The sequence below is a fragment of the Mameliella sp. LZ-28 genome (genome assembly GCF_012274245.1).
Classification (GTDB): domain Bacteria; phylum Pseudomonadota; class Alphaproteobacteria; order Rhodobacterales; family Rhodobacteraceae; genus Antarctobacter; species Antarctobacter albus.
Genome location: NZ_JAANYX010000032.1, coordinates 250,225 through 265,539, shown reverse-complemented (window position 1 = coordinate 265,539; position 15,315 = coordinate 250,225). Strand labels below are relative to the sequence as shown.

Here is a 15,315-nt window from a genome sequence, read left to right as displayed (position 1 = left end):
CTACGGCCAGGCGACCCGCTGGGGGGCCAGCCCCCCAGACCCCCCGGGGGTATTTCCGGCAAGAAGAAGCAGGGGCGTGGGGATCAGAACCCGCGTTCCTCGCAGGGGCCACCGGCAAGACAGCTGTGGACCCGGTCCAGGTCATGCCGGTGCGGGTTCGGGTAGAGCCAGCTGCCGCAGGGGTCGGCCTGCAGCACGCGCTTGCCGTTTTCATGCTTGATGAAAGCCAGGTAACGCGTACCGCTTTTCGGATGTGCGCACCAGGGGCCGAAGCAGAGCACCCGCAGGGTCACATTCGCCTGGAACAGGGTGTCAAAGCCGTTCATGTCCAGCGAATGTCCGATGAACTGTGCCCGCAGATCGGTCCGTGGAGGCACCCGGTCCTGGCGGGCCCAGTCGACCCTGGGCAGGCGCCCCTCGTCGAAATCGAGGCGGCCGACGGCGATCCCCCAACGATCGCCGGACGCTTCGGCCGCCTTGAAATCGCGCACCGGGTCCGCCGGGCGACAGGAAAGCGCCAGCGCCGGAGAGGCCGCCAGCAGCGATAGCGACAGGGCCAGCCAGCGCATCACAGGTGATCCCGAAAGGCGGCAATGACCTGAGCGTAGACCGGGCGCTTGAACGGCACGATCTGTTCCACGACCTCATCGGCGGGCAGCCAGCACCATTCCGAGAACTCCTGGTGGTCGTCCGCATCCAGCCGCACCTGGTCGTCCGTGCCGTGAAAGCGCAGCAGGAACCATTTCTGCTCCTGCCCCTTGTAGCGGCCCTTCCAGATCCGGGGCACGATGTCATGCGGCAGGTCGTAGGCGATCCAGCCCTCGGTTTCCGCCTCGACGGTGACGAGGTCGCGGCTCACGCCGGTTTCCTCTTCCAACTCGCGCAGCGCCGCGTCGCGCGGGTCCTCGCCCTTGTCGATGCCGCCCTGGGGCATCTGCCAGGCGGGCACCTCGCTGTCGATGCGCTGGCCGACAAAGGCATGGCCCTGGGCGTTGACCAGCATCACGCCGACGTTGCGGCGGTAGGGGAGGGCGGCGATGTCTTCGGGGGTCATCGGGCGGGTCTTGCTCACCTTGGGCCTCTTTGTACGTTTTGCCGGAAATCGCGTACGTTTTGTACAAAACGTACAGGATCCACGGGCACTCCTGCCTTCTCGTGCATACACTCGCCGGACCCGTTTTCAAAGCGGTCGGGCGCGCGGACCATGGCACATTGAAAACGAAAACCGGCGGCCAGGGGGCCGCCGGTGTAGCTGTTTCGAGACAGGACAGCCTCAGTCCTTGGGACCCAGCGCCGACAGGCCCTTGAGGATGTCGATGGCATAGGCCAGCTGGTAGTCCTCTTCGCGCAGGCGGGCGGCGGCCTCGGCCTTGGCCCGGTCAAGCTCGATCTGCTCGATTTCCTCGGGCGTCAGCGAGTCGTTGTCGAGGCGACCGCGCAGGTCGGCCTCGGAACGGGTGAACGGGTTGGCCGCCGGCTCTTCCGCGGGTTCGGCGTTCGGATCGCGGCGCGGCTGGGCGACCACGATGTCGGGAGAGACACCCAGCGCCTGGATCGACCGGCCCGAGGGCGTGTAGTAGCGCGAGGTGGTCAGGCGCATTGCGCCGTTGCCCCGCAGCGGCATCACGGTCTGGACCGAGCCCTTGCCGAAACTCTTGGTGCCGACAACGATGGCGCGGCGGTGATCCTGCAGCGCACCGGCGACGATTTCGGAGGCCGAGGCCGAGCCGCCGTTGATCAGCACGACCAGCGGCTTGCCCTCGGCCAGGTCGCCGGGCTGGGCGTTGTAGCGGTCGCCATCAGCCGGGTCGCGGCCCCGGGTCGAGACGATCTCGCCCTTGTCGAGGAAGGCATCGGCCACCATGATCGCCTGGTTCAGCAACCCGCCGGGGTTGTTGCGCAGGTCGACGACAAAGCCGTTCACCTTGTCGATGCCACCCGCCTCTTCAACCTGCTTGGCAATGCCGTCGGCGAGGTTCGGGAAGGTCTGATCGTTGAAGGTGGTGATGCGCAGCACGACGGTCTCACCCTCGGTGCGCGAACGCACGGCCGTCAGCTTGATGGTGTCGCGGATGATCGAGACGTCAAAGGGCTCGTCGACGCCTTCGCGGACCACGGTGATCACGATTTCCGAACCCACCGGCCCGCGCATCATGTCCACTGCCTCGTCCAGGGTCAGGCCCAGCACGCTTTCGCCATCGACATGGGTGATGAAATCACCCGCCTCGATGCCGGCCTCCATCGCGGGGGTGCCATCGATGGGAGAGACCACCTTGACGAACCCGTCTTCCTGCGTGACCTCGATCCCCAGGCCGCCGAATTCGCCGCGCGTCTGAACGCGCATGTCGGCGGCATCGTCGGGGGCAAGGTAGCTGGAGTGCGGGTCGAGCGAGGTGAGCATGCCGTTGATGGCGGCCTCGATCAGGTCCTTTTCGTCGACTTCCTCGACGTATTGCGCGCGGATGCGTTCAAAGATGTCACCGAACAGGTCGAGCTGCTCATAAACGCTCTCCGGACGGCTGCCCTCTTGCGCCAGCAACGGCCCCACCAATTGGGTCGTCGCCACGATGGACGCCAGGGTGCCGCCGACGGCGGCCATCACGAATTTCCTCATACCTCAATCATCCCTTGTCGGTTGTGAACCACCGCAGTGGGTCCTCGGGCACGTCGCCCTCTCTGACCTCTATATAGAGCGTTTCCGAACGGTCTCCGCCAGCCCCCTCACCCGAAGGTGACATATTGTTGCCGGCAGGCCCACCCATCAGCCCGACAGGCGCCCCGGCGGCCAGGACCTGCCCCGCCTCGCCAAAAACCGTGTCCAGCCCGGCAAGCACGAACATCAGGTTCGCCTGAGGCTCCAGGATGACCACCAGGCCGTAGTCCAGCAGCGGGCCGGCATAGCGGATCGTCGCGGCAGACGGGGTTGTCACCAGTGCCCCGGGACGGGTGGCGATGACGACGCCGGGGCGCGCGACGCCCGCCGCGTCGCGGTCCCCGGCCCCGTGCAGAACCACCCCGCGCACGGGCAACGGCAGGCTGCCCTTGCGGTCGGTGATCGGCGGCAGCGGCGGGCCGGTCTCGTCTTCGGTGATCTTGGCCAGGCCCGAGGCGAAGCCCTGCAATGTCTCGGTCGAGGTGATCAGCAGTTCGGTCCGGATCGGGTCCTCGGTAAAGCGACGGGGCAGATCGGTGCGGTCGGCGATCGCCTGACTGAGCGCGGTGCGCGCGGCCTGCACGCCGCTCAGACCCTCCTGCAGGGTGTTGGCGGCGTTCTGTTGCAGGGCGCGCAGGGCCGTGACCTCTTCGAGATCGGCGCGCAGCTCTGCCGCCTGCGCGGCAAGACCGGGCGTCAATGCCGCTACCAACATCCCCGAACGCGCGGCATCCAAGGGACCGCCCGGATGCACCAGCGTGCGCGGCGCGGCGCGGTCACCCACGGCCATGAGGGCGCCCAGCAGGCGCGCCACCTCGGCCTCCTGCGCGGACAGCTTGCGGCTGAGTTCTGTCTCCCGGATCGTCGCCGCGCGCAGCCCCTCGCGCATGGCGGTCAGCCCGTCCTCGTAGGCGCGCACCGTATCGGTCAGGGCCGCCACGCGGTCCTGCGCCTCGTCGGCGGTGTCCAGCAGGACAGAGGCCGCCTCCAGCGCCTCGGCGGCGGCGCGCGCCTTGTCCCCCGCGTCCTGCGCGGCCAGCGGCGCGGCAATCAGGCAGAGGATCAGGGCCAGGCGTCTCACGCGATCAGGCTTTCCCCGGTCATTTCCTCGGGCTGCGGCAGGTCCATCAGCTGCAGCAGGGTCGGCGCCACGTCAGCCAGCCGCCCATCGCGCAGCTTTTCCACGCCGGGCGCGCCATAGAGGATCACCGGCACCAGGTTCGTCGTATGCGCCGTATGCGGCCCGCCGGTTTCCGGATCGACCATCGTTTCGCAATTGCCGTGGTCGGCGATCACCAGCAGCGCGCCGCCGGTCTGTTCCAGCTTGTCGACCACCTGCCCCAGCCCGGCATCGACCGCCTCGCAGGCCTTCATCGCCGCCTGCAGATCACCGGTATGCCCGACCATGTCGGGGTTGGCGTAGTTCACCACGATCAGGTCATAGCCGTGGTCGATCGCGCCCAGGAATTTCTCCGTCACCTCGCCCGCGGACATCTCGGGCTGCAGGTCATAGGTCGCCACCTTGGGCGACTTGGGCATGAACCGATCCTCGTGCGGTTCCGGCACTTCCTTGCCGCCATTGAGGAAGAAGGTCACGTGCGGATATTTCTCGGTCTCGGCCAGGCGGAACTGGGTCTTGTCGTGCTTGGCCACCCATTCGCCCAGCGTGTTGACGATCTTTCGCTTGGGGTAGGCCGTCGTCATGTAGGCGTTGTGGCTGTCGGAATATTCCACCATCCCCAGCAGGCCGGACAGGTCCGGTTTCTCGCGGTCGAACCCGTCGAAATCCGGCGCACCGATGGCGGCGAGGATCTCGCGCGCGCGGTCGGCACGGAAATTGACGAAGAAGACACCGTCGCCTTCGGCAATCCCGCCGTAGCCCTCGATGACAAAGGGCAGGATGAACTCGTCAGCCTTGTCCGCTGAATAGCTGGCCTTGATGCCGCTCACGGCGTCGGGATGCGCGGGGGCCTCGCCCTCGATCATCGCGCGATAGGCCTTTTCCACCCGGTCCCAGCGATTGTCCCTGTCCATCGCGTAGTAGCGGCCGGTGACGCTGACGATCTCCGCGCCCTCGGGCAGGGATTTTTCAAATCGTGCGACTTGATCCGCGGCGGAAGTGGGCGCCACGTCGCGACCATCGGTGATGACATGGACCGCCACCCGCAGCCCCTGGCCGGTCAGGATCCTGGCCGCTGCCAGCATGTGATCGGTATGGGCATGCACGCCGCCGTCCGAGGTCAACCCCATGACATGCGCCCGGCCACCCGCGGCCTTTACCTTGGCGGCAAACTCCAGGATGGCCGTATTGTCAAAGAAACTGCCGTCTTCGATGGCCAGGTCGATCTGGCCCAGGTCCATCGCCACCACCCGGCCCGCGCCGATATTGGTATGCCCCACCTCGGAATTGCCCATCTGCCCGGTCGGCAGGCCCACGTCAGGGCCGTGGGTGATCAGCGTGGCATGGGGGCAGCTGGCCATCAGCCTGTCCATCGTCGGGGTATGGGCCAGCTTGGGGGCATTGTTCGCCTCCTCCTCGCGCAGGCCCCAGCCGTCCAGGATCGTGAGAATGACGGGTTTCATCGGCTAAGCCCTCCGAGGATCGTTCAGCAGCGGTTTAACAGGGGCGGAGAGGGATGTGGAGGGGGTATGCCAGCGGGAAAGTCACACCTCGCCGTAGCGGCGGGCGCCCATGACAAGGGGTTACCCAGATGTCGCCCGGACCGGCATCCTTTCTGAGCGGGTTGGCGCCGGGTTCGGTCCGAGATCCTGCCGACCTGCCGGAAAATCCGGACCGCGCGCAGCCCCGCATTCCCGTACCCCGAACTCGTGCTAAAAAGCGATGGAATGGACGGGAGGACCCGCCCGCAACGTGCAGAAACCGGGGGAACAGGATGAGTGCCCGCAAACCGATTCCCCTGTTTGTCGCCGGGTTAATAGCGCTTTTGTTTCTCCTGCTTGTCACGCTGATCTACAGCGCCTCGTCGCGCGCCGCCCGGTTCGAACGTGACGGGGTTGAGACCACGGCGGTCTTCCTCTCCGGCCGCACGCAGCGAACGCAGAGCCAGCCCGAAAAGCCGGTGCGCTTTCGCCACTATGCCACGGTCCGCTATTCCGTAGACGGTGAGGTCATCACGGCCGAGGCGCAGGTGACCGGAGATTTCCTGCGCGCCCATGACCCCGGCGCGCAGGTGCCGGTGCGCTACCTGCGAGACGAGCCGGACACCGTGCTGGTGGACCCGCTATTCGAAAGCCGGAGCCTGGCGCTGGCCTGGATGTTCCTGATCTTTTTCGCGGGGTGCCTGATCTGGCCGCTGATACGGCGCTGGCGCGCTCGGCGCGTGGCCGGCGGCGAGGTCCCGGATCAGGTCCGGGACGGGCCCCAACAAGTGACCCACCGCCGTCCCAAGGCCGGGCCGCTGCCGCGCTGGGTCAGGTGGGTCTCTGCGCTGCTTATGCTCTGCGCGCTGGGATCGTTCTTTACCCTCTCGATCTGGCTGCGCTACGCCGTCGAGGCCTGGGCCTTGCCGTATGTGGGATGGGTCAGCCTGCCGCTGGCGATGGTGGCGATGCTGGTGCCGCCGGTGGGGTTCGGACTGGTGAATTTCGGGCTGATCTGGGGTGTGCAGAGGTGGCGGACGGCGCGGTAAACGCCGCCGTCCACCAATGTTTCAACGGCTGATATTTCCGCAGGCGGCGCTTGCTCCCGGGGCAGGCCCAGGACGCGGCGGCACGAAACAGAGCGGGTCATTGTTCCCCCAGCTCGCGCCGAAACCGCACCTCACCCCTGCAAACTCTTCACCACCAATTCGCCCTCTTCCCGTGCTTTCATGGCCAGCGCGGCGGCATGCGCCCCGGCAGCGGTCGTGAAATAGGGGATCTTGTCGTAGAGCGCGACCGAACGAATTTCGCGGCTGTCCTCGACCGCCGCGGACCCCTCAGTGGTGTTCATGACAAGGTGAACCTTGCCGTCCTTCATCAGGTCGACAATGTTCGGGCGGCCTTCGTAGACCTTTTTCACCAGCTCGCAGGCGATGTCATGCGCGGCCAGGAAGGACGCCGTACCCGAGGTCGCGACGATGGTGAAGCCGAGGTCCACGAGAATGCGCGCAGTCTCGATCAGTTGATGTGTCTTGTCCTCGTCCTTGATCGAGAAGAACACCGTGCCCTCTGTCGGCAGATGCGTCCCCGCCCCCAGCTGCGCCTTGAGGAAAGCGCGGGCAAAGCTGCGGTCCCAGCCCATGACTTCGCCAGTCGAGCGCATTTCCGGGCCCAGGATCGTGTCCACGCCGGGGAAGCGGGCGAAGGGCAGCACCGCTTCCTTGACGCTGAACCAGGGCATGTTCGGATCGGCCAGCGTCATCGGATCAGCCATCGGCACGTCGGTGTCATAGTCTATGCTTGCCTCGTAACCGGCACGCTTGGGGAAGGCCGTCAGCGGTTCACCGGCCATGACGCGGGCGGCGATGCTGGCGATTGCGCTGTCGGTCGCCTTGGCGACGAAGGGCACCGTGCGACTGGCGCGTGGGTTCACCTCGATCAGGTAGACCTCGTTTTCGCCCGCCGCGTTGGCCTTGATCGCGAACTGCACGTTCATCAGGCCAACCACGTTCAGCGCCTTGGCCAGCGCATGGGTCTGGCGTTCGATCTCGGCCAGGATATCGGCGTCCAGCGAGTAGGGCGGCAACGAACAGGCACTGTCGCCCGAGTGCACGCCGGCCTCTTCGATGTGCTGCATGATGCCGGCGACATGGACGTTTTCGCCATCACAGAGCGCATCGACGTCCAGCTCTGTCGCGCCGGACAGGTAGCTGTCCAGCAGGACGGGGCTGTCACCGGACACGACAACCGCCTCCTTGATGTAGCGGCGCAGGTGATCCATGTCGCGCACGATTTCCATCGCCCGACCACCCAGGACGTAAGAGGGGCGGATCACCAGCGGAAAGCCGATCTCTTCGGCGATGTCCAGCGCCTGCGCGTCGGTCGAGGCGATGCCGTTCCTGGGCTGTTTCAGGCCCAGCTGGTTGACCAGCGCCTGGAACCGCTCGCGGTCCTCGGCCAGGTCGATGGCGTCGGGCGTGGTGCCCAGGATCGGGATGCCCTCGGCCTCGAGCGAGTTGGCAAGCTTCAGCGGGGTCTGGCCGCCGAACTGAACGATGACGCCGTGCAGCGTGCCGTTTTCCTGCTCTTTCGTCAGGATTTCCATGACGTGTTCAAAGGTCAGCGGCTCGAAATAGAGGCGGTCCGAGGTATCGTAGTCGGTCGAGACAGTTTCCGGGTTGCAGTTGACCATGATGGTCTCATAGCCCGCGTCGGTCAGCGCGAAACAGGCATGGCAGCAGCAATAGTCGAACTCGATCCCCTGCCCGATCCGGTTGGGACCGCCGCCCAGGATGACCACTTTCTTGCGGTCGGAGGGCCGCGCCTCGCATTCCACCTCGCCCATGAGGGGCTCTTCGTAGGTGGAATACATGTAGGGGGTCTGCGCCTCGAACTCGGCGGCGCAGGTGTCGATGCGCTTGAAGACCGCGGTGACGCCCAGCGCCTGCCGCCGTGCGCGCACGTCCTTTTCGGCAAAACCGGTCAGCTTGGCCAGGCGGGCATCGGTAAAGCCCATCATCTTGAGCGCGCGCATCGCCTCTGCGTCCTGCGGCAGCCCCTCGGCGCGGACCTCCTGCTCGGCTTCGACGATCTCGCGGATCCGGGCCAGGAACCAGGGGTCGAACATGGTGGTGCCGTGGATCTCGTCGTCCGTCAGCCCGTGGCGCATGGCCTGGGCGATGGTGCGCATCCGGTCCGGGGTCTGTTCGCTGATCGCCTTGATGACGGCAGCCTTTTCCGGGGCGGTCGACCACGGATCGACACTGACGCCGGGGATTTCCACCTCGTCAAAGCCGGTCAGGCCCGATTCCATCGAGGCCAGCGCCTTTTGCAGCGATTCGTGGATGGTGCGGCCGATGGACATTGCCTCGCCCACCGATTTCATCGCCGTGGTCAGGTAAGGTTCGGAACCGGGGAATTTCTCGAAGGCGAATTTCGGGATCTTGGTCACGACATAGTCGATGGTCGGCTCAAAGCTGGCGGGCGTGACCTTGGTGATGTCATTGTCCAGCTCGTCCAGCGTGTAGCCGACGGCCAGCTTGGCGGCGATCTTGGCGATCGGGAAACCCGTGGCCTTGGAGGCCAGCGCCGAGGACCGCGACACGCGCGGGTTCATCTCGATCACGACCATGCGGCCGTTTTCCGGGTTCACCGCCCACTGCACGTTGGAACCGCCGGTTTCGACGCCGATCTCGCGCAGGACGGCGATGCTGCCGTTGCGCATGATCTGGTATTCCTTGTCGGTCAGCGTCAGTGCGGGCGCTACGGTGATCGAGTCGCCGGTGTGCACGCCCATCGGATCGACGTTCTCGATGGAACAGACGATGATCGCGTTGTCCGCCTTGTCGCGGACAACCTCCATTTCATACTCTTTCCAGCCCAGCAGGGATTCATCGACAAGGATCTGGCCCACGGGCGAGGCATCCATACCGGTGCGGCAGTAATGGATATAGTCCTCGCGGTTGTAGGCCACGCCGCCGCCGGTGCCGCCCAGGGTAAAGGCGGGTCGGATGATCGCCGGCAGGCCGATCTCTTCAAGCTCTTCCAGAGCCAGGGCGACGCCGGCCTCGAGGTCACGCTTGCCGTTGTCCTTCTTGGGCGCGGTGATGATCGTGGCCTTGGGGTTTTCCAGGCCGATGCGGTCCATCGCCTCGCGGAACAGCTTGCGGTCCTCGGCCATTTCGATGGCCTCGCGCTTGGCGCCGATCATCTCGACGCCGAATTTCTCCAGCACCCCCATCTCTTCCAGCGCCAGCGAGGTGTTCAGGCCCGTCTGCCCGCCCATCGTGGGCAAAAGCGCGTCGGGGCGTTCCTTCTCGATGATCTTGGCGACGACTTCCGGCGTGATCGGCTCGATGTAGGTGGCATCGGCCAGGCCGGGGTCGGTCATGATGGTGGCCGGGTTCGAGTTCACCAGGATCACCCGGTAGCCCTCTTCGCGCAGCGCCTTGCAGGCCTGGGCACCGGAATAGTCGAACTCGCAGGCTTGGCCGATGATGATGGGCCCCGCTCCGATGATCATGATGGACTGAATGTCGGTACGCTTGGGCATCGGGCAGCTCCGTCTGGGCCCCGGCATGGCGCGTTTCCGGGGGACTCTGTTGGCAAATTGTCGGCGTTATACGCAGCGCGGGTTCAAGCGCAAGCCTCGAACGGGGTGGTACGGCGACACAGGGCACCTATCTGACAGCAGGGTACAGGACAAGGATGCGGCGGGTATGGCCATTTTGCCGGAGGACGACAGGGCAGAGACGCGGCGCGTCTGGCTATGGGTAGAGTTCGCCTGTTTCTTTGCGGTGATTCCCGCGGTCATCGCGCTGGCCTTTCCCGCGGACATGATGCTCCCGCTGCTTTTCGGGTTCACCGCGCTGGGGGTGGTCCTGCTGCACATCACGCCGGGGTTTCACTGGCGCTCGCTGCGGCGCGGCGCCGCGCGGATCGACTGGTGGCTGGTGGCGGGCTTTGCGGCGGTGACGGCCACCACGGGCTACGCGGTGCTGCAATTGACCGCGCCAGAGGCCGCCTTTGCGTTGATCCGTCTAAACCCGATGCTGATGCTGATGATCGCGGCGCTCTATCCATTCCTGTCGGCCCTGCCGCAGGAACTGGTCTTTCGGCCCTTGTTCTTTCGACGCTACGGCGGACTCTTGCCCGATGGGACATGGCCGCCGCTGGTGCTGAACGCCGCGCTCTTTTCCTTTGCCCACCTGATGTACTGGAGCTGGATCGTCGCCGGGATGACCTTTTTCGGCGGGCTCGCCTTTGCCTGGGCTTATGAACGGCGCGGAAGTTTCGCAGAGGCGGTGGTACTGCATTCCATCGCCGGGGTGATCCTGTTCGCGCTGGGGCTGGGCATCTTCTTTTACTCGGGCAACGTGGTGCGGCCATTCTGAGACCGCACCACCACTATTCCGCCGCGCGCATCCAGTCCGCCCGCGCCGCCGGGTACAGGTAATCGCGGGTGATCGGCACGGCCGACATGGACTTGGCCAGTTGCCACTGCTGGACATGCAGGTTGCCCTGCCGGAAAGAGACTTCCATCGAGACCAGGTAGAACCGCCACATCCGCAGAAACTGTTCGTCGAACATCTCGACCACCCGGTCGCGGTTTTCCTCCAGCCGCTCGCGCCAGGCCCGCAGCGTCATAGCGTAATGGATGCGCAGCGCCTCGTCGTCGCACTGATGCAGCCAGTTGTCCTCGATCGCGCGATAGACCTCGGAGGCGGAGGGGGCGTAGCTGCCGGGAAAGATGTACTTGTCGATCCAGGCGTTGTTGGGCCGCGGCGGGCCGTTCTTGACGATGGAGTGGATCAGCGCAACGCCGTCGTCGGCCATCAGGTCGCGCACCTTGCCGAAATACTCGCGGTAATGCGGGGCGCCGACATGTTCCAGCATGCCGACACTGACGATCCGGTCGAATCGCTCTTCCAGCTTGCGATAGTCCAGAAGCAGGAAGCGCACCCGATCCTCCAGCCCCTCGACATGCGCCCGTGCCTGCGCCGTGGCCAGCTGGTTCTCCGACAGCGTCACGCCCGTCACCTGCGCGCCGTAGTCGCGTGCCAGCGTCAGCGCCATGCCGCCCCAGCCGCTGCCGATGTCCAGCACCCGCATCCCCGGCTTTATCATCAGCTTGTCAGCGATATGCGCCTTCTTGGCCGCCTGCGCCTCTTCCAGGGTCATGTCGGACTTTGACCAGTAGGCACAGGAATACTGCATGTCCGCATCCAGGAAGATCCGGTACAGATCGTCCGAAAGATCGTAGTGATGCGCGACGTTGCGCCGGGCCGTGAACGGCGTGTTGCGCTGCAGGAAACCTCGCAGCGCGCTTTGCAATCTGCGCGGCAGTTCGTACCAGGGCGGCAGTTCGGCGATGTTGCCGCTGGGCACGAACAGCCCCAGAAGCCCCGGCAGGTCGTCGCCTTCGACCTGCAGCGTGCCCTCGGCATAGCATTCCCCCAACGCCAGGCCGGGGCGCATCAGTAACCGGCGCACGGTGTCCGGTTCGGTCAGGATGATATGGGCCTCGGGGCCACCGCCCGGCCCGTAGGTTTCCGATTGCCCGCCGGGCATGGTCACGGTCAACTGGCCGTGCCGCAGCATCCGGCGCATCATGTTGCGAAACAGAGACTCCCACATGGCAAACCCCCTTGCGACGTTTTGGCGCGTCCTCCCGGCATTGATGATTAGCAGACTCAGGTGATTCTCACCAAATAAAGCCGTCTCCCTTGACTTCCCCCGCCCCTCGGGATGTATCGGCGCCTGACTTTTGCGCATATCAAAGGGGCCCGACATGCACGCCTATCGCAGCCATACCTGTGCCGATCTGACCAAGGACCAGGTGGGTGATACCGTCCGGCTGGCCGGCTGGGTGCACCGCATCCGCGACCACGGCGGCGTGCTGTTCATCGACCTGCGCGACCATTACGGCATGACGCAGGTGCTCTGCGATCCCGACAGCCCGGTGTTTGCCCAGGTCGAGAAGGTGCGCAGCGAATGGTGCATCCGGATCGACGGCACCGTGAAGGCCCGCGCCGACAGCCTGGTGAACCCCAAGCTGCCCACCGGCGAAATCGAGGTCTATATCCGCGACATCGAGGTGCTGGGTGAGGCGCAGGAACTGCCGCTGATCGTCTTCGGCGACCAGGAATACCCCGAGGAAACCCGCCTGAAATACCGCTATCTCGACCTGCGCCGCGAGGCGATGCAGAAATCGATGACCCTGCGGTCCGACGTGGTGTCCAGCATCCGCCGCCGCATGTGGGGCAAGGGGTTCCGCGAGTACCAGACGCCGATCATCACCGCCTCCTCGCCCGAGGGCGCGCGCGACTTCCTGGTGCCGTCGCGCCTGCATCCGGGCAAGTTCTACGCCCTGCCGCAGGCCCCCCAGCAGTTCAAGCAGCTCATCATGGTCTCGGGCTTCGACAAGTATTTCCAGATCGCGCCCTGTTTCCGCGACGAGGACCCGCGCGCCGACCGCTCGCCCACCGATTTCTACCAGCTCGACATGGAAATGTCCTTTGTCGAGCAGCAGGACGTGTTCGACACGGTGGCGCCGGTGATCGCGGGCGTCTTCGAGGAATTCGGCGGCGGCAAGTCCGTGGATGCACCCGAGACATGGCCGCAGATCCCCTATGCCGAGGCGGCGCTGAAATACGGCACCGACAAGCCCGACCTGCGCAACCCGATCGAGATGCAGGTGGTCTCCGAGCATTTCGCCGGTTCCGGTTTTGCCATCTTCGCCAAGCTGCTGGAACAGGAGGGCACCGAGATCCGCGCCATCCCGGCGCCGGGCGGCGGCTCGCGCAAGTTCTGTGACCGGATGAACGCCTGGGCGCAGAAAGAGGGTCTGCCGGGCATGGGATACATCTTCTGGCGCGACCAGGGCGAGGGCATGGAGGCCGCCGGCCCCCTCGCCAAGAACATCGGCCCCGAGCGGACCGAGGCGATCCGGGAACAACTGGGCCTTGGCGTCGGCGACGCGGCCTTCTTCCTGGGTGGCAAGCCCGCCAGCTTCCAGCGGATCGCGGGCAAGGCGCGCGATACGTTGGGCCATGAGCTGAAGCTGATCGACGAGAACCGCTTTGCCTTTGCCTGGATCGTGGATTTCCCGATCTACGAAAAGGACGAGGAAACCGGCGAGGTCGACTTCGAGCACAACCCCTTCTCGATGCCGCAGGGCGGGATGGAGGCGCTGCAGGGCGATCCGCTCAAGGTGCTGGGCTTCCAGTACGACCTGGCCTGCAACGGTTACGAGCTGGTGTCCGGTGCGATCCGGAACCACAAGCCCGAGGTCATGCTGAAGGCGTTCGAAATCGCGGGTTACGGCGAGGACGAGGTCAAGAACCGCTTTGGCGCGCTCTACAACGCCTTCCACTACGGCGCCCCGCCGCACGGCGGCTGTGCCGCGGGCATCGACCGGATGGTGATGCTGCTGGCCGAAACGGCGAACATCCGCGAGGTCATCATGTTCCCGATGAACCAGCGCGCCGAAGACCTGATGATGAACGCGCCCTCCGATCCATCGTCGGATCAGCTTATGGAACTGTCCCTGCGCGTCATTCCGCAAGACTGACGCCGCAAAAGGCGCCTTTTTGCCGAGGCGCCGGACACAACATCGTGCGGGGCGATGCAAGCACGCCCCGCTTGCGCTATAGGGGCCTTAACAGCGTTGAGGCCCCAAGATGTTCGACCCCGTTCTTGCCGATATCCGCTTTGGCTGTGGCCGGTCCCCCCGGATCGCCGCCCCCGCCTCCATGCAGGCGCTGCTGGACGGGCTGACCGCCCCAGACGGAATGGCACAAAGCTTTCCGATCATGGCGTTCGACGCCTTTTCCAGGGACATGGTCGTCAACGCCTACACGCTGGGTCGCATCCGCCGCCTGACGCGCGGCACCGAGGCGGAGGGGCTGGCACTTGAACAAATCCAGCGACTCAAACGCAGTGCCCGCAAGTTGCAGTCGGAGTGGCTGGTGGCCCATGTCGCCCGCCGCGTGAACAGCCCGACGCCTTTGCGCGAACGGCTGGAAAGCTTTTGGGCCGACCATTTCACCGCGCGCGGCAAGGCCAACGTGATGATCCAGGCCGGGTCGCCCTACGTCGAATCTGCCATCCGCCCGCATCTCGCCGGCAGGTTCGAGGACATGTTGATCGCGGTGACGACGCATCCCCTGATGCTGCACTACCTCGACCAGCACGCCTCGGCCGGGCCAAACTCTCCGCAGGCACTGAAATACCCCGGGCAAAAGGGCCTGAACGAGAACCTGGCCCGTGAGATTCTGGAACTGCATACGCTGGGCGTGGACGGCCCCTATACGCAGACCGACGTGCGCGAACTGGCAGAACTGCTGACCGGGCTCGCCTTCACTCCCGAAGGCGGCACCGAGTTCCGCCGCCCGCTGGCCGAACCCGGGTCGGAGACCGTGCTGGGCAAAAGCTATGGCGGCGACCATCCCGCCCGGCTGGAGGATATTCACGACGCCCTGCGCGACCTTGCCAGGCATCCGGTGACAGCACGCCATGTCGCGGGCAAGCTGGCCGTGCATTTCGTGGCGGATGCACCCGACGCGGACCTGGTCAGCGCGATGGAAACCGCCTGGCTGAACACCGACGGCGACCTGATGGCGGTCTACCGGGCCATGCTGGATCACCCGGCCGCCTGGGACCCGCGCCCGGCCAATGCCAAGCAGCCGCTGGATTTCATCGCCTCGGCCTGCCGGGCGCTGGACATCCCGCAGGAAATCCTGGGCAAGCGGGTCGGCATCGCGCTGGTCGAACCGATGCGCCTGATGGGGCAGGTCTGGCAGAAACCACCCGGCCCCGACGGGTTGCCCGAGGCCGATGACGCCTGGCTGACACCGCAGGGGTTGGCCGCCCGTCTGCAATGGGGCTTTACCATGCCGCAGGCCCTGCTGGGGGCCCTGCCGGACCCGCGCGATTTCGTTGAAACCGCGCTGGGGTCGCGCGCCCCTGCCGAGGTGCGCTTTGCCGCCGGCGCCGCCGAGACCCGAGCCGACGGGATCGGCGTGGTGTTGGCCTCCCCCGCCTTTCAGAGGATGTGAGCG

At 65.7% G+C, this 15,315-nt stretch carries 11 protein-coding genes; 4 read left to right on the top strand and 7 right to left on the bottom strand.

What is annotated here, in order from left to right:
• Positions 1-83: 83 nt before the first annotated feature.
• The 5 genes from G9Q80_RS16455 to gpmI all read right to left on the bottom strand — a co-directional run bounded on the left by G9Q80_RS16455 (position 84) and on the right by gpmI (position 5,236).
• On the bottom strand, positions 84-569 hold the full coding sequence (locus G9Q80_RS16455; RefSeq protein WP_052244431.1) for a hypothetical protein: 486 nt from the start codon (positions 567-569) through the stop codon (positions 84-86).
• The gene (locus G9Q80_RS16450; protein ID WP_043140620.1) at positions 569-1,054 is read right to left on the bottom strand and encodes an RNA pyrophosphohydrolase; all 486 of its coding nucleotides are present in this window, start codon (positions 1,052-1,054) and stop codon (positions 569-571) included. Before G9Q80_RS16450 ends, G9Q80_RS16455 begins: the two co-directional genes overlap by 1 nt.
• 219 nt (positions 1,055-1,273) lie before the next feature.
• Positions 1,274-2,614 carry a S41 family peptidase gene (locus tag G9Q80_RS16445; RefSeq protein ID WP_043140618.1) on the bottom strand — a complete coding sequence of 447 codons (1,341 nt, stop codon included), beginning with the start codon at positions 2,612-2,614 and terminating at the stop codon, positions 1,274-1,276.
• A gap of 7 nt (positions 2,615-2,621) precedes the next feature.
• Positions 2,622-3,734 carry a murein hydrolase activator EnvC family protein gene (locus G9Q80_RS16440; protein WP_088714681.1) on the bottom strand — a complete coding sequence of 371 codons (1,113 nt, stop codon included), beginning with the start codon at positions 3,732-3,734 and terminating at the stop codon, positions 2,622-2,624.
• Positions 3,731-5,236, bottom strand: coding sequence for a 2,3-bisphosphoglycerate-independent phosphoglycerate mutase (gpmI, locus tag G9Q80_RS16435; RefSeq protein WP_088714680.1), 1,506 nt, complete (start codon positions 5,234-5,236; stop codon positions 3,731-3,733). Before gpmI ends, G9Q80_RS16440 begins: the two co-directional genes overlap by 4 nt.
• Positions 5,237-5,547: 311 nt before the next feature.
• Between gpmI and G9Q80_RS16430 the strand changes: the two genes are divergently transcribed.
• A complete protein-coding gene (locus tag G9Q80_RS16430) occupies positions 5,548-6,303 on the top strand; it encodes a DUF3592 domain-containing protein (RefSeq protein ID WP_157903805.1) in 756 nt (251 codons plus the stop codon).
• A 131-nt stretch (positions 6,304-6,434) separates the two neighbouring features.
• Here the strand turns inward: G9Q80_RS16430 and carB are convergent, their stop codons facing one another.
• Entirely contained in the window at positions 6,435-9,806 is a 3,372-nt protein-coding gene (gene carB / locus G9Q80_RS16425) for a carbamoyl-phosphate synthase large subunit (RefSeq protein ID WP_043140610.1), read from the bottom strand.
• A gap of 166 nt (positions 9,807-9,972) precedes the next feature.
• On the opposite strand from carB, the gene G9Q80_RS16420 reads away from it, so the two are divergent.
• Positions 9,973-10,647: a CPBP family intramembrane glutamic endopeptidase gene (locus G9Q80_RS16420; protein ID WP_088714678.1), complete on the top strand. Its 675-nt coding sequence runs from the start codon at positions 9,973-9,975 to the stop codon at positions 10,645-10,647.
• A 13-nt stretch (positions 10,648-10,660) separates the two neighbouring features.
• On the opposite strand, the gene G9Q80_RS16415 is transcribed toward G9Q80_RS16420, so the two are convergent.
• Complete coding sequence (locus G9Q80_RS16415) at positions 10,661-11,890, bottom strand: SAM-dependent methyltransferase (protein WP_168246503.1); 1,230 nt, start codon at positions 11,888-11,890, stop codon at positions 10,661-10,663.
• A 154-nt stretch (positions 11,891-12,044) separates the two neighbouring features.
• Between G9Q80_RS16415 and aspS the strand changes: the two genes are divergently transcribed.
• Together aspS and G9Q80_RS27915 are read left to right on the top strand one after the other, a co-directional pair.
• Positions 12,045-13,826: an aspartate--tRNA ligase gene (aspS, locus tag G9Q80_RS16410; protein WP_088714677.1), complete on the top strand. Its 1,782-nt coding sequence runs from the start codon at positions 12,045-12,047 to the stop codon at positions 13,824-13,826.
• A 109-nt stretch (positions 13,827-13,935) separates the two neighbouring features.
• Entirely contained in the window at positions 13,936-15,312 is a 1,377-nt protein-coding gene (locus G9Q80_RS27915) for a DUF1800 domain-containing protein (protein WP_184757137.1), read from the top strand.
• The last annotated feature ends 3 nt before the right edge of the window (positions 15,313-15,315 follow it).

Excerpts from the sequence above, each read along its gene's own strand:
- G9Q80_RS16455 (WP_052244431.1), bottom strand. The coding sequence starts at position 569 with ATGCGCTGGCTGGCCCTGTCGCTATCGCTGCTGGCGGCCTCTCCGGCG.
- G9Q80_RS16450 (WP_043140620.1), bottom strand. The coding sequence starts at position 1,054 with ATGACCCCCGAAGACATCGCCGCCCTCCCCTACCGCCGCAACGTCGGC.
- G9Q80_RS16445 (WP_043140618.1), bottom strand. The coding sequence starts at position 2,614 with ATGAGGAAATTCGTGATGGCCGCCGTCGGCGGCACCCTGGCGTCCATC.
- gpmI (WP_088714680.1), bottom strand. The coding sequence starts at position 5,236 with ATGAAACCCGTCATTCTCACGATCCTGGACGGCTGGGGCCTGCGCGAG.
- G9Q80_RS16430 (WP_157903805.1), top strand. The coding sequence starts at position 5,548 with ATGAGTGCCCGCAAACCGATTCCCCTGTTTGTCGCCGGGTTAATAGCG.
- carB (WP_043140610.1), bottom strand. The coding sequence starts at position 9,806 with ATGCCCAAGCGTACCGACATTCAGTCCATCATGATCATCGGAGCGGGG.
- G9Q80_RS16420 (WP_088714678.1), top strand. The coding sequence starts at position 9,973 with ATGGCCATTTTGCCGGAGGACGACAGGGCAGAGACGCGGCGCGTCTGG.
- G9Q80_RS16415 (WP_168246503.1), bottom strand. The coding sequence starts at position 11,890 with ATGTGGGAGTCTCTGTTTCGCAACATGATGCGCCGGATGCTGCGGCAC.
- aspS (WP_088714677.1), top strand. The coding sequence starts at position 12,045 with ATGCACGCCTATCGCAGCCATACCTGTGCCGATCTGACCAAGGACCAG.
- G9Q80_RS27915 (WP_184757137.1), top strand. The coding sequence starts at position 13,936 with ATGTTCGACCCCGTTCTTGCCGATATCCGCTTTGGCTGTGGCCGGTCC.